Origin of the sequence: Brucepastera parasyntrophica (assembly GCF_022376835.1) — a bacterium.
Classification (GTDB): Bacteria; Spirochaetota; Spirochaetia; order Treponematales; family Treponemataceae; genus Brucepastera; species Brucepastera parasyntrophica.
In genome coordinates this window covers 168236-182901 of sequence record NZ_CP084606.1, presented here as the reverse complement: position 1 = coordinate 182901, position 14666 = coordinate 168236, and the positions used below count along the sequence as shown (strand labels likewise).

Genomic DNA, 14666 nt, shown 5'->3' with positions numbered 1-14666 from the left:
AAAATAAAATCAGCAATGGTCTAATAATATACTATATCGTTATACTATATTATTAGAGTATGAACAGGTTGAGGAACCGGCGGGTAACCTCATGGGGATGAAGCTATCTGATTTTCCGTATCAGCGATAAAAGCGCCGGCGCAGACTGTTCGTCTGAAGCAGAGGAAGCTGTTCCAGCCTCCGTTTCCGTGGGGCCAAGTACTACGGTGTCTCCCGCGTTTATCCTGTCAAAAAAACCTTTGCGCTGGAGTCTGCCCTGGGCTATATCACCGTCAAGTTCCGTTACTGTAAAAGTACCCAGAACCTTGGATGAATCATATACCAGTCCGATGCCCTCATTCTTGACTGTTACGGCGGATTCGGGAAATATGTCAAAGACCTGATCAACCAATATGTTGTCGACCCGGCCCAGATCAATTACCGCATTGTTCTGGTGGCGCGTGAGTATTTCTCCCCTTAGCGGAATCGCCGCAGCGGTGATCTGTACGAGCCGCCGGAGAGCGTTTGAGTAGCGGTTATTTCCCGTACGGAAGACTTTAAAGGTCCCGGCCTGTGATCCTGTTTTTGAAACATACATATCGAGATTAATCTGAACGTCTGTTGCATTTTCACTGAATGTGACCAGGGCAAAATAATCATCACCCTGCGTACGTGACAGTCTGAACGCTTCAGAATAACTCTGTACCGGTGTTTCATGTGCAGTAACATTGAAGCGCTGCTCATAGCTGAAAATATCGGAAATCTGTACGGCGGTAATTTTTTCAGCCGCAGGATGCAGAATGTTTCCGGAATCATTCTGGTAAAATATACGGATTGAGCAATGGTCCTTTTCCAGATACAGGGGATTGATCTGCCACTTTGACTGTACGGAATTGACAAGCAGTTTATTGTAGTTTTCAACCGCATCATTAATGGCCGTTGTACTCTTTCCGAGAGACTGGATAAATTCAAGCTGTTCTATGTAGCGGGACGGATAGCCCCTGGTTAACAGCAGCTTCGCATAGCTGAATCTTGTCTCAGTATCATACGGATATATTTTAAGAGCGCGCCGGTATTCATACAGAGCCTGTTCCGACATATTCCTCTGCTGGAATTCAGCGGCCTTTCTTATATGATATTGGGCCCAGGAAGCGCGTCGGGCATCTTCAACTGAAAGATGTTTTATAACAACAGTTTCCATAAAAAGACGGAGAATCTCATCTTCGGGAGCAATCTCCAGACCTGTCTGGGCCGTCCTGATCGAGTCCTCATACCGGTCCAGTTTCTCGTAAGCCAGAGACTTCAGGTACCATGCGCTGGGACTGTTTCTTCGGGCCGCTATACGGATATCGCAGACGTCAATAACCTCGGTAAATCTTCCTGCCTGATACAGAATTGCGGCCAGTAATTCATAGGCGTCATCATAGGAAGCGTCCCTGGCCAGGGCGGAACGGACCCTGCCCTCCGCCTCTTCAAGCTTGCCGTCAAGGGCAGCAAGCCAGGCAGCGTAATAGAAAACCTGGGGATTATCGCCGTGGAACTGCAGGGCCTTTGAAATATATTCTTTTTCCGCCGCGGTATTTCCAAGCTCCCGGCTTACCAGTGCCAGAGATAAAAGGGCTTTTCTGTTTTCAGGATACCGGCTGAGGGCTTCGCGGTAATGTTCCGCCGCCAGGGTGACCCGGCCGTAAAAAAGATTTATTTCAGCGGTACCGAATCTCGCCTGAATATCATTGGGCCAGGTTTGCAGGACGCGGTTAAATATGCCGGTCGCTTCTTCAAGCCGGCCCAGTCCGATCAGAATAAAACCGTGCAGATCAAGCAGGCCGGGATCATTCCGTTTAAAACCTTCGGCTTTTATTACCTGATCCAGAGCCTGTTCATACTCGTTGAGCGCATAAAAACATTCAGCAAGGCCCTGGTATACCAGTCCGTATGAAGGATTTTCCCGGAGAGCTTCCTGGTAATTTTCAATAGCCCGGTACCAGTTCCCCTGGTCCTGAAACTGTTTGCCTGTAGTGTACAGCGCGACAGGATCAGCAAAAACCATTACAAGAGAACTTATACAGAAAAAGAAGAAAGCGCTTACACTTCTTTTCAGCATATTTATCCTTCTTTTTTCTTACAATCTTAACCGTGTTTATACGGTGACCTTCCATATCCTGAATAATAAAGTCAAAATTTTTCCAGGAAACCTTTTCATATTTTACCGGTATTTTACCGAGCAGGTCAAAGACAAAACCTCCCAGGGTTTCAAATTCTTCATTTACCGGCATTTCTTCCTGAAACACATCCGTGAGATCATCCAGACTTGCCCGCGCGTCGCAAAGCCATACACCGTCACCTATGGGCAGCACATCTTCGCGTTCGTTATCAAATTCATCCTGAATATCTCCGACGATTTCCTCTATTATGTCTTCCATGCAAACAATACCGGATACGCCGCCGTACTCATCAATTGCGATGGCAATATGAACATGCCGGCGCTTGAATTCCCGTAAAAGAGCGTCTATCCGTTTTGATTCAGGCACAAAAAAAGGCTTCCGTATAATCTTTTCAAGGTTGATTTCCTCTTTCCGGGCAATCAGCTGAATCAAATCCTTTACATACAGAACTCCGATAACATTATCTATGGAGTCACCGTAAACAGGAAAACGGGAATGTCCGCTTTCAGCAACCTTTGCCAGCAGGGCTGTTCCGCCGGTATCTATTGAAAGAAAGTCAACGTCAATCCTCGGGACCATAACTTCCTTGACGGAGGTTTCTGATAAATCAACAACCCCCTGTATCATATCACGTTTTTCTTCATTCAGAGATTCGGCAATATCTTCGCTTAAAACCACCGACGTATCATTGCCTTTTTTACTTCCAAGTTTACCAAATAATCCCATGTTTTATTCCTTAAATACAACATCGTCTGCAAATCCGGCAAGGATATGTTCCTGAAACTGGAGCATATCCTGCTCAGGTGAATTGTCATCATGGTCCATACCGTCAAGATGCAGTATTCCATGAACCAGCAGACGTTTTAATTCTTCATTAATATCAACAGAAAAATGTTCCGAGTTGGCGCGCAGGGTGTCAAGACTGATTGCAATATCTCCGGCATTAAACCAGGTAATATCATTATCATCAATATACTCATCTCCCTGCTCAAAAGAAAGAACATCGGTCGGAGAATCAATACCGCGGTATTTCGCATTCAGCGAGCTGATAAAAGCGTCATCGCAGAAGAGTATGGAAATTTCCCAATTATCTATATCAAGATAATCAAGAATTTTTGATATGAATAATTCTGCGTCTGCAAACCATTTTTGGGCCGGGACAGGCGGTTCGGAAGTAATGGTAATGCTGTTATTGCTCATTTTTTTCTTTCCGTTTGAGCCTTCCCTGTTTTTTGCAGGAGCCTCGTCAGGGTCTTTCTGATTCGGATACTCTATACGCGAATGATAATATCCGGCAAGAATATTAACAAATGTTTTTTTAATAATTCCTATTTCGTGAAAAGTCAATTCGGAATTATCCAGCTGGTTAGTTTCTATTTTTTGTTTACCAGTTCCGTTATGAATTTTTCAAGCCGCGGTACGGAAGGTTTCTCGAGCGTGCGGCAGGCGGCCTCAACAACGTCGGCAAGCATAACCACAGCCGATTCCTTGGAACGCGGAGGATTTCCCGGATACGTAAAGTTTTCGGGGTCAACCGTTTCGTCAAGTTTTTTCGCTTCATTATAGAAATAGGAGATAACACTGTTTCCATGATGTTCCGCAATAATATCAACAACCTGACGGGGCAGCCTCATTTGTATTGCTTTTTCAACACCCTGTTTGACATGACTCCGTATAACGGTTGCGGACAGCCTTGGATTAAGCGCCAGATGCTTGTTCCCGTCGACCTGGTTTTCAACAAAATATTCGCTCTGCTCCATTTTTCCTATATCATGATAATAAGCCCCTACTCTTGCAACCAGCGGGTCCGCGCCTATTTCCCGGCACGCACTTTCCGCGAGAGTAGCGACCATAATTGAATGATTATATGTACCGGAAGCTGTTAAAAGCATCTTTTTCATTATCGGCGAGTTCAGGTCTGAAAATTCCATGAGACGGAAACTTGTCGAAGTATTGAGCGCGGTTTCCAGTATGGGTAAAAATCCTATAACAAGGATTCCGCCCATAAATCCGTTAACCGAGGCCATAGCGATCAAAAAGGACAGGTCGTTCACCGGATCAGGCAGGGCAACGGAAATCACTATAATAATAAGCGGATTTATAAGCGCGAGGATGCAGGCGGATTTTACCAGATCAAATCTTTTGCGCATATTCCTGATAACGCTGACCCCTGCTATTCCGGAGAAAAAAGCAAACAGGGTCGGCGCCAGCATGAAATTCGAGGCGCACAGAATACCCAGCGACAGCATGACCACAAAAAGTATAGCGGTCTGCTGATTAAGAAGAACGGTTACCAGCATTGCGGCCATGGCCGCCGGCATAAGCAGGGCGATTTTCAGAGGAGTATCAAAGGCTTCGAGGCGCATCACGGCGAGGACGGCAAGATAAATTATGCAGAACAGGACCACCATAAAAACAAGAAATTTGAATTCATAGGAAGGGCCTGAGGTTCCTGCCGAAAAAACAAAGAAAGCTGCAATGGCAAGGACCAGCAAAAATAATACGGCCCCCAGAAACGCTGCAAATTTATATAGACGCCCGTCTTCGCAAGGGCCTCAAGCTGCCTGTAGTTTTCTTCGGAAATAACAAAGCCTCTTCTGATTATTCTCTGTTCCGCCGGAATTACCACAACGACCGGAGCCACCAGCTTTACGGCGTTTTCAAGCTTCAGATCGCTTTCTTTACTCTGGTATATGAGATTTTCCTTCAGGAAGGGCTTTGTCAGCATCAGGACCATATTCAGGAATGAAGCAGGTTTGTTCATTGCTGAAAGCTCTGTTTTTACCCAGGGTTCAAAATTATCAAGGGTTAATACCGATTTTTTGGAAACTTCGGAACGGTCCGGAACGTTATTGATGTAACGGATAATCTCGATATCATTCTGGTTGAACCGTTCCATTCCCTGATCAGGAAAGGCCGCGATGCCTTCATTTATCGCAAGGGTATAAATATCCTGCGCAGTCGACAGAATATCATTGCGGTTTGAGGATTCATAGAGAGCTTCAAGCTGTTCCGGCTGAAAATATCCCGGATATTCCTGCTGTACTTCAAGCAGAAACTGGTCAAACCTTGTCATATTCTGCATTTTTGTTTTCAGGAAGGTAATAAAAGCGGAAAAATCCGTTATCATAGCCGCGGAATCACGGTTATACTGGAAAATAGCGGTTACAGTCTGCTTTCGAGCCTCTTTTCGGATATTTGTGGCCTTTTCGTCTATATACGATATTTCATGGGAGGCTATTACATCCCGGTCTGCCACCATTCCTATTTCAAAGTCGGAAAGGTTCAGCCGCCCGAGTCCGCTTTCTTCAATACTGCTGAGATACGTGACGGTAATCAACAGGAGAAAGGCAATAGCGAGAAGCAGCAGAATTTTACTGTTTTTATGTAAGTTTCCGAGAAATGAAAATACATATTTATTTTCAAAAATATTAAACTTTTTCCTGTTCATAGGCCTGCACTATCTTTTTTACCAAGGGATTTCTGACAACATCCTGATTTCCAAGTGAAATTATCGCAATTTCCGGGACATTCTGCAATATGCGTACCGCATGGGATAAGCCGGATTCCTGCTTCGGCGGCAGATCTACCTGCGTTATATCGCCGGTGATAATTGCTTTTACATTGCACCCGAGCCTGGTTAAAAACATTTTCATCTGTTCCCGGGTAGTATTCTGGGCCTCATCAAGAATAACCACAGCGTTATCAAGGCTGCGGCCGCGCATATAGGCCAGAGGGGCAATTTCTATCATATGGGATTCTTCCATCCGTTTTACTATTTCCGGAGAAACAAGCAATTCCATCGCATCGTATAAGGGCCGGAGGTAGGGATTGATTTTCTGTTCAAGATCGCCCGGCAAAAAACCGAGGTTTTCGCCCGCTTCAACTACAGGTCTGGTTAATACGATTTTTCTGACCTCATGGCTCAGAACCATTTTGAGAGCCTGGGCCACCGCAAGAAAGGTTTTTCCGGTACCGGCCGGCCCCAGACAGAAAACAATGGGGTGTTTATACAGTTTTGAGATTAATTCCGCCTGACCGGCTGTTTTGGGATAAATACGGAAAAATCCGTGAGGTATCTGAATATAGGTATGTTCGAGTCCGGTGACCGGATCCGTTTTCAGGCGTGAAATCAGAGAAAAAATCATGTCCGAAGAATTCTGTACTTTTTCAGGATGTTCTGACAAAACCCTGTCAATAAGCGTCTGGAACTTTACACAGGTATCGTCATCCGAGGTAACCACAGTCATTTCATTACCCCTGATTACGACGGGAGCTCCCAGATATTCTTCAATTGTTTCCAGATTTCCGTCGTTTACACCGCATAAAGCTGAAAGTGTTTCCTTGTCACTGAAAACAATAGTATAACCAGTCTCCAAATAATCCCCTTTCCAACAGTTTACATATAAGCAGGCTGTACCGTCAAGCCGCACAGCCCTTAATCGTCATCATCATCGGTAGTATTCAGAGAGAATACGCCTGATTCCGTTTTTACGGTAGTTTTTATATCGGAGATAGGCTTCCATTCAACAACAAAGGTAATTGTCGGAGAAAACTCATAACGGTAATTACCGCCGCTTGTCTTAAGTTCCGGAGCAATGGCGACTTTTAATGACATAGTCCAGTCATGCAGATAATGTTTCAGCTCCATATTCAGTCTTTTCAGCTTAAAACCTGAATTCATCCGGTCCTGTTCATTGAAAAAGTTAAAAGATTTAAACAAATCCACCAGAATATTGGTTTCGCCGGGAAGCGGAGCCGGTAAATCCATCCAGTCCTGAAAATATCTCGCGATAACTTCATTTGTACTGTTTGAACTGAAGGTAAAATCAAGAAAATCCAGAATTTTTATGGTTATTCCCGGTGTAAAAGTGAAACTGCTGGAGGTCAGCCGGAGAAGGTCAAATTTGAGGTTAGTGGAAACACGAAGTTCAATGGATATCCTGTTTTTCCAGAAATTCAGTTTGAGGGGGCTATTCGTATAGGAAAATCCTGCGTCCGAAGGAATGAATTTGGTTTCCGTACCATCCTGAAGCCAGCCCTGTCCTTCTACGAGTTTATAGGGAATAGTGGTATTCAGGGTATAATATGCACTCAGGTTCTTGTAGCCGGCGGTAATATGAAGACGTGACGGTTCATTATCTTCGATATTGTATACAAAATCCTGTCCCAAAGACAGATTAAACGGAAAAGTAAATCTTATACTGGTCCGGAGCGGGTCCCATATCCAGTCTGTTTGTCCTGAAGTTTCCTTTTCGTAAAATTTTGTATTTACCGTTACGGTGGTATACGGCCAGGCAAAAGAGGCCGAACCCGTATATGATTCAAGGAGCGGGGGCAAATTGCTCGTTACTGAAATTCTCTGCGTATAATTGCCAAAGGCGACGCCGACGACACCGGTAGCTGAATGTGTTGTAATATAGTCTCTGTCCCATTTCATCAGATTGCTGTCCCATTCCGGGTCATCGGCTGTTCCTGTAAATTCCGATTTAACAATATTGCCGGTAAAATTCCATGAAGCGGATATGGGCTTCAGAAAATCATTCCGGTTAAAGGGTACAATACTTATATTTTCTGTTGTGGAAATACTGTACATAGTGGCCTTGTAATTGTTTACTTTTATAGTATCTTTCGCGGACTGGGTAGTATATACAGAGTCGGAAAGCCAGGGATGGTCCTGTATCAGGCTGGAAAAATTCAGGGAAGAAGTCGCCGAAAAGAAGTTGCTGTCCCATTTATAGGACCCCTGAATTTTCGCCGGAAGTTTTACCTGGTAATAAAGCGATGAAAACTCGTCCCATTGAATTTCATCGGGGGCCAGCCAGTCGGTTGCATTATACCGGGCCTCATATATAAAACTGGGGTCCATGGACCAGGTCACGGAATATGATGACAGGCCGGATGTCGCGGCTATTTTCGGAGTTATTCCCGGCAGTTTGATAAACCGGTCCACATCAGCCTTGTCCGGAAGACTGTCGTTTGAATTTTCCGCCTGATTATCAATATTTGCCGCTTCCGCAAAAGGATTGAATATGTCCTTCATATCGGGCGAAACAGTCTTTGTCTGGGTCGTCTGGGACCTTTTTGTGGAGGATAACAGAGTCCCTCCCAGAGAAATGTTCATTGAAGGCTTTATAACTTCGGGATAGAAAAAGGTCCGCTCGGGTGAGTATGCAAGTTCCTCGCCGGAGAGACTCAAGTTGGTTTTCGAGTTAAATGTCAAAAGCCCGGTAAGTGAGGTTATAGAAAATGTTTCGAGCCAGGGTCTTGTAACGGACATAGTGGGCCTGATGGAACCCGAAATATTCCATGAATAGGATGTTTCATCCGAAATATCGCTGCCCTTCGCGAGTTCTGCCTGGTTCATAAGAAAATTAAACCAGTTCAAGTCTTCGCCGCGGTCCAGAAAATCAGCCCTGAATTTTGAGTCTGAAATAAGAGGAATTGAAACACTGATGGCAAACGGAGCCCTGTCCATTTGCATGGATAGATTTCCGTTATACCGGAACGGGAGTTTGTTGCCGAAAAACCATCCTGAATTCCAGTTTTGATCACCATTGGAATCATAGGTAGTATAGGAAATTCCCGACTGCGGGCTATAAAGCGTCCGTGAAAATCCGAAGTTGGCGTAAAATGAAATTGAGCGGACATACCCTTTTGTGGGACGGAACAGTCCGTCGACCCCGATCATTGCGCCAAGCCCTGAATACCCATCAAGAAGGAGCTTAAGGTGATTTGAGTTGGCTGTTGTAGCATCTTCATTTGTGTTGCGGAGAAACAGACCTTCCCGCTTCTGTTCTTTTAATGTATCGCTTTGCAGAAAATCAGCGAAAGACGTACCGGACGATGAACTTGATTTTGAGGCAAGGGGTTTCCGCCCGATGAGATAGGTTGTGGTCTGGATAAAATTTCCTTCCCGGTTACGGTATCCGAATACAGGATGAAAAATCATTTCATCACTCGGATAATAAAACGCCGGTATATAAAAGACAGGAAGAGGTCCAATAAAAAAGACGCCGTTCAGTATGGCGATTTCATTTCCCGGCAAAATCCAGATACGGGAAGCGGTAATCGACCAGTGCGGGTCTTCCTCATCACAAGTGGTCATAACACCGTTCTTAAAAGCCATTGTCGAACTTGAGTCTCGGCCGGAAACTTCCGCGTGAATAGTATAGGGGTCTCCGTCTTTTCGTCCGGAATCCTGGACTACTGAACCGCCCAAAAAGACGCCTTCCTGTGTTCTGATATTAAACAAAAGGGCTGTTCCTGAAAATTTTTCTGAACCACTTTTCCCTGTGGTATGTTCATATGAGACATTACCGCTGGCCTCAAGCATGTCGCGGGATTTGTCATAGGTTATTTCATCCGCGCCGATCCGTGAAACTGAAGAACCTTCAGTAACGACGATGACTACATTGCCGGTAAAACGTATTTTTTCAACTGTTCCGGAATGATCAGGAGGGACAAGAATTTCAGTATCTGTTGCAGGATCCAGTTTTATATATTCCGTAAACCGGGCTGATTCAATTGTTACAACCCGGTCCGCAGCGTAGAAAAAAGCCGGAATTAGAAAAAAAACAATTACAGAAACTAAAAATCTGCGGATCATCTATTCCTTTCAAGCATTTCTTTCAAATAATATCCGGTATATGATTTTGCGCACCCGGCAATTGCTTCCGGTGTTCCGGTAGCGATAACAGTACCGCCCCGTATACCGCCTTCGGGGCCGAGATCAATTATCCTGTCCGCCTGCATAATAACATCCAGGTTGTGTTCAATCATTACAACAGTATTGCCCTGATCGACCAGCCGTTTTATTACCTGCATAAGCTGTTTTACATCCGCGAAATGCAGTCCGGTAGTCGGTTCATCAAGAATGTACAGTGTTTTTCCTGTCGAACGTCTCGCCAGCTCATTTGCAAGTTTTACCCGCTGGGCTTCTCCCCCGAAAGCGTTAATGCAGACTGCCCGAGTCTTACATAACCCAGACCAACCGAAAGAAGCGTTTCCATTTTACGGGCAATATGGGGAATATGTATGAAGAAGTCGGTTGCTTCCTCAATGGTCATTTCAAGTACGTCCGCAATATTTTTTCCTTTATAGCGCACATCGAGCGTTTCCTTGTTAAACCGTCTGCCATGACAGACATCACAGGTTATATACACATCGGGAAGAAAATTCATTTCAATGGTTATTGTTCCGTCGCCCATACAGTGTTCACAGCGGCCGCCCTTTACATTAAAGGAAAAACGTCCTGAGCGGTATCCCCTCGCCTTTGATTCGGGCAGGCTCGCGAATAAATCCCGAATTCCTGTGAAGACTCCGACATAGGTTGCCGGATTTGACCGGGGGGTCCTTCCGATGGGGCTTTGATCTATATTTATTATTTTATCAACATGCTCAATGCCGGAAATTTTTCTGTACGCGCCTTCCGTGTAATTTGTTCTTGAAACCTTGTTTGAAACGGCAGGATATAAAACATCGGACAGGAGTGTTGATTTTCCTGAACCTGAAACACCGGTAATACAGGTAAAAGCTCCCAAAGGTATTTCCACATCAATATTTTTCAAATTATGTTCGGTGATCCCCGAGAGCTTTATTGAATGACCGTTTCCGCTTTTCCGTTCTTCCGGCACTGTCATATTCAGAGTACCGGCGAGATACTGGCCTGTCAGGCTGGCCTTGGCATTCATAACATCTTCGGGAGTTCCTTCCGCAACAATATAGCCGCCATGTACACCGGCGCCCGGACCGAGGTCGACAATATAATCGGCTGTCCTGAGAGTCTGTTCGTCATGTTCAACTACAATCAGAGTATTTCCGATATCCCGGAGGTACAGAAGCGTATCGATAAGCCGCTGATTGTCCCTCTGGTGAAGCCCTATTGATGGTTCATCAAGGATATATAATACCCCGATTAAGCTTGAGCCGATCTGGGTTGCCAGACGGATACGCTGGGCCTCGCCTCCGGAAAGCGTGGCTGCCTTCCGTTCAAGGGTAAGATAATCGAGTCCGACATTTTTCATAAAATTGAGCCTGGCATTGATTTCCTTCAGTATTTGCTCCGCAATCTGCCGTTCGGTTTCCGTGAGTCTGACTGAAGAGAAAAATTCAAGGGAATCTGTTACAGAAAGGGTTGAAAGTTCATAAATATTTTTCCCGCCTACTGTAACAGCAAGGGCCTCGGGCCTCAGCCGTTTGCCATGGCAGACATCACATTCCCGGTTCGACATGAATTTTTCCAGATATTCTTTCTGACCTTCGGAGAATGTTTCATTATACCGCCGTTTTAAATCACTTATAATTCCGGGCCAGCTCTGATGATATTTGCTCCGGTGGCTTCCGTCCCTGTTTTCATACACGAAATCTATTGTCTCGTCTCCCGAACCGTTCATAATTATTTGCATGATTTTTTTTGGAATATTTTTCAGCGGCTCGGACAGGGAAAAATGATATTTATCGGCAAGGGCCTCAAAACGGCTGCGGTTCCAATTACTGTCAGGGTTATACGGCACAATCCCGCCGTCATAGAAAGAAATTTCCAGGTTCGGCATAAGTAAAGCGGGATCAAATTCCTGCCGTGCGCCCAATCCGGTACAATCAGGGCAGGCCCCGTAGGGATTATTGAAGGAAAAAGCCGGGGCTGCAGTTCGGGTATGGAAATTCCGCAGTCCGGGCAGGCGCTTTTCTGGGAGAAGAAAACTTCCGTTTCCCTTGCGTCATGATTCTCCCCTGCGGCTCAGCGTCCTGGCGGGTTGCAACCAGAATACCTCCGGAACTGGCAAGCGTCGTTTCAACCGATTCCGCCAGGCGTCTCCGTACATCGGGCTTTAAAACAATACGGTCAACTATAATTTCTATAGTATGCTTTTTCTGTTTATCAAGTTTGATATCCTCATCGAGGCTGACCGGAAGCCCATCAATCCGGGCGCGGACAAAACCCGCGTTTCTGGCATCCTGGATAATTTTCTGGTGTTCGCCCTTTTTACCCCGGATAACAGGCGCCAAAAGCTGTATTTTCGTGCCCTCCGGCCATCCCATCAGGGTATTAATAATCTGGTCTACAGACTGTTCCCGGATCGGCTTTCCGCATTGAGGACAATGGGGCGACCCTATGCGGGCATAAAGGAGCCTGTAATAATCATATATTTCCGTTACGGTTCCAACCGTTGAACGGGGATTTTTATGGGTCGTTTTCTGTTCTATGGAAATAGCAGGGGAAAGGCCTTCAATATAGTCTATATCAGGCTTATCCATTCTTCCGAGAAATTGTCTGGCATAGGCCGACAGTGATTCAACATAGCGCCGCTGGCCTTCGGCAAAAATAGTATCAAAGGCAAGAGAACTTTTGCCGGATCCGGAAAGCCCTGAAATAACAATAAGCTTGTCTCTTGGCAGTACAACATCAATATTCTTGAGGTTATGCTCACGGGCGCCTTTTACAATCAGCTTATTCAAACCGCCGGAAGGAGTCTCGGCAGCTTTTGTTTTTTCTTCTGAAGATGCGCGGGATGTATTACGACTTTTCATAGACAAATAATACCTGTTGTTGTCCCCGCGGTCAATAAACCCCAGGATATCCGGCAGTTTTTACATACAAAAAGCATAGTAAAACCGGAAAAACAGGCCGGTATACTATTATAACTCAGATTTGTACTTTGGAAGTACCTTTTTTAACTCTAAATATACCAAAGTACTTTTTTTTGTACTCTAAGTACATATGCCTGAATCTGTCAGTGTATTCATTTTTGGGTTTCTTCGTATATATGTGTTAATTCAAGTTTTAAGGCCCCGATCGAAATGAATATCTCAAACAGAGAACACAGCAATGACGCCATCATCAGAATAAGGCTCAGGGCGAAAATAAGCTCGGCGATGAAGACTTTTCCGAACAGGGTTAAAAACATACAGAAAACGCAGCACAGAAAACTGAGCACCCCCAAAAGCTGGGTATATTTAATCAGAGTCAGCCTGATTCTGAAATTACTGATTTGTTTGAGGATATTATCTTCTTTCTTTTCTGCATACAGTGAAACAAATTGCCGGACCAGACTTGCCAGGGTTAAAAAACGGTTTGTATAGGCAAGCAGTAAAAGTGAAATGGCAGAAAATAACAGTGCCGGAGTCGTAATATTGAATTCCATAGTAAATATCCTTGATAAAGTAAGTACTATACACCTTTACGTTACGTTTCTGATATAACGGATTAACTAATTCGTTATATCAGAAACACTTAGAATCAGAAATAGTCAAATAATCTGAATTATTTGACTATATTTATCTTGTCGGTATTTTCCTGCCGTTCCGAAAGCAGAATATCTATAATGATGCTCCGTATTGTGATCAGACCCGGAATTTCTTGACTTAATTAAAATGCGGTTATTACTTTAAAAATAGTGGGATTTAATCACTTCCGGACAAAATGCGCTCTCAAAAGAGCTTGCGGCCCTGTATCCTGCTTATCTGAACAGCTTTGAACTTAAAACTGCGGACGGGATTATTCTTACAGATTCAAATTACCTGGATTATCTCAAGTCATTCCTGATACAATCCGTCCAGAAAGCAAGGGATGCCGGTTTTGACATACCGGACAATACCGGAATAAAACTGAATACTGACTTCCGTGGGTCACCCGGCGAGTTTGTGCTGGACATGGACCTTGCTGTCTATCTTAATTATATTGCGGGCAAACAGCCTCTCAAAACCCCGCCGGCCTTTGATCAGCTGGGAGTTCTCGGCCAGAGTGCCGCTCCCGAAAACAATGAATTCGGTGATACCAAAGGCGCTCCTTCAAATTTCAGCAATTTCAGTTTACGGAAGGCAAGCGGAAATCCGGCGGATGTTATCAGTTCCGAGCTGAAGGAAAGAATATATCTTATGAACCCGATGAATTTTATAAACGACGGGGAAAAGTACTACACAGTTTTGACAGCGGATAAAAAATAGAAGGAAACAGGAACTCAGGCACCGGCCCGAAATAGCTGCTCAAACGATTATTCAGATTCGGTCATCCTGAATATATTCAAAAGTTATTTTGTCATCAATTTTTTTGATTTCCTCCAGCGCTTCAATATGTATATCCCTGGTCCGGTATGTAAAGAGCGGCTCATCATTTATATCGTAAAAAGAGATAATCTCCGTATTATAATTATTCTTTCCAAAACTATTGAGCCGGTCCTTATCAGTTATAATAATTTTCCTGATTTGCATGAGCGGTATTTTTTTTTCAATATTACCGAACAGACTATAGACCAGTAATGTCTTGGCGGATAAATCAACTTCTATTTTCTTCTTGAACAAAAAACTGAAAAGAAAAATGCCAATGAGTAATACTAATGATAAAACGAGTACAGTGTTTTTTGAACCTGAACTGGATGCGATAATAAAAAAAGCCAGTATTAACACCGCAAACACTATTTCTCTTTTCATTTTTACCAGTTGTGTATCGTTTACCAGCAGCACTTTCATATAGTATCCCGCCTTTTTTTGTATAATACTTTTATCACGAAAAAGCAGGCAAGG

At 44.3% G+C, this 14666-nt stretch carries 10 protein-coding genes and 1 pseudogene; 1 reads left to right on the top strand and 10 read right to left on the bottom strand.

Going from position 1 to position 14666, the window contains the following annotated elements:
• Positions 1-103 precede the first annotated feature (103 nt).
• The 9 genes and pseudogenes from K7I13_RS00840 to K7I13_RS00800 all read right to left on the bottom strand — a co-directional run bounded on the left by K7I13_RS00840 (position 104) and on the right by K7I13_RS00800 (position 13288).
• Entirely contained in the window at positions 104-2083 is a 1980-nt protein-coding gene (locus tag K7I13_RS00840; protein WP_255947232.1) for a tetratricopeptide repeat protein, read from the bottom strand.
• Complete coding sequence (locus tag K7I13_RS00835) at positions 2016-2870, bottom strand: hemolysin family protein (protein ID WP_255947230.1); 855 nt, start codon at positions 2868-2870, stop codon at positions 2016-2018. The genes K7I13_RS00840 and K7I13_RS00835 overlap by 68 nt, the downstream gene beginning before the upstream one ends.
• Before the next feature lie 3 nt (positions 2871-2873).
• Positions 2874-3344, bottom strand: coding sequence for an rRNA maturation RNase YbeY (gene ybeY, locus K7I13_RS00830; protein ID WP_255949386.1), 471 nt, complete (start codon positions 3342-3344; stop codon positions 2874-2876).
• Between the two features lie 173 nt (positions 3345-3517).
• Positions 3518-4639, bottom strand: a complete 1122-nt coding sequence (locus K7I13_RS00825) for an HDIG domain-containing metalloprotein (RefSeq protein ID WP_255947228.1) — start codon at positions 4637-4639, stop codon at positions 3518-3520.
• Complete coding sequence (locus K7I13_RS00820; protein WP_255947226.1) at positions 4534-5595, bottom strand: hypothetical protein; 1062 nt, start codon at positions 5593-5595, stop codon at positions 4534-4536. Before K7I13_RS00820 ends, K7I13_RS00825 begins: the two co-directional genes overlap by 106 nt.
• The gene (locus K7I13_RS00815; RefSeq protein ID WP_255947225.1) at positions 5576-6523 is read right to left on the bottom strand and encodes a PhoH family protein; all 948 of its coding nucleotides are present in this window, start codon (positions 6521-6523) and stop codon (positions 5576-5578) included. The genes K7I13_RS00820 and K7I13_RS00815 overlap by 20 nt, the downstream gene beginning before the upstream one ends.
• A gap of 59 nt (positions 6524-6582) precedes the next feature.
• Entirely contained in the window at positions 6583-9753 is a 3171-nt protein-coding gene (locus tag K7I13_RS00810; protein ID WP_255947224.1) for an LPS-assembly protein LptD, read from the bottom strand.
• A pseudogene (gene uvrA / locus K7I13_RS00805) lies at positions 9750-12602 on the bottom strand (excinuclease ABC subunit UvrA). Before uvrA ends, K7I13_RS00810 begins: the two are co-directional and overlap by 4 nt.
• Positions 12603-12886: 284 nt before the next feature.
• Positions 12887-13288 carry a DUF2721 domain-containing protein gene (locus tag K7I13_RS00800; protein ID WP_255947223.1) on the bottom strand — a complete coding sequence of 134 codons (402 nt, stop codon included), beginning with the start codon at positions 13286-13288 and terminating at the stop codon, positions 12887-12889.
• Between the two features lie 499 nt (positions 13289-13787).
• Here K7I13_RS00800 and K7I13_RS00795 point away from each other — a divergent pair, with 499 nt between their 5' ends.
• Positions 13788-14090 (top strand): hypothetical protein, encoded by a 303-nt coding sequence (locus K7I13_RS00795; protein ID WP_255947222.1) that lies wholly within the window; start codon positions 13788-13790, stop codon positions 14088-14090.
• Positions 14091-14141: 51 nt separating this feature from the next.
• Here the strand turns inward: K7I13_RS00795 and K7I13_RS00790 are convergent, their stop codons facing one another.
• On the bottom strand, positions 14142-14612 hold the full coding sequence (locus K7I13_RS00790; RefSeq protein WP_255947221.1) for a hypothetical protein: 471 nt from the start codon (positions 14610-14612) through the stop codon (positions 14142-14144).
• Between the last annotated feature and the right edge of the window lie 54 nt (positions 14613-14666).

What these genes read in the sequence shown, in the direction of transcription:
- K7I13_RS00790 (WP_255947221.1), bottom strand. Translation starts at nt 14,612, where the DNA reads ATGAAAGTGCTGCTGGTAAACGATACACAACTGGTAAAAATGAAAAGA.
- K7I13_RS00835 (WP_255947230.1), bottom strand. Translation starts at nt 2,870, where the DNA reads ATGGGATTATTTGGTAAACTTGGAAGTAAAAAAGGCAATGATACGTCG.
- K7I13_RS00820 (WP_255947226.1), bottom strand. Translation starts at nt 5,595, where the DNA reads ATGAACAGGAAAAAGTTTAATATTTTTGAAAATAAATATGTATTTTCA.
- ybeY (WP_255949386.1), bottom strand. Translation starts at nt 3,344, where the DNA reads ATGAGCAATAACAGCATTACCATTACTTCCGAACCGCCTGTCCCGGCC.
- K7I13_RS00810 (WP_255947224.1), bottom strand. Translation starts at nt 9,753, where the DNA reads ATGATCCGCAGATTTTTAGTTTCTGTAATTGTTTTTTTTCTAATTCCG.
- K7I13_RS00840 (WP_255947232.1), bottom strand. Translation starts at nt 2,083, where the DNA reads ATGCTGAAAAGAAGTGTAAGCGCTTTCTTCTTTTTCTGTATAAGTTCT.
- K7I13_RS00800 (WP_255947223.1), bottom strand. Translation starts at nt 13,288, where the DNA reads ATGGAATTCAATATTACGACTCCGGCACTGTTATTTTCTGCCATTTCA.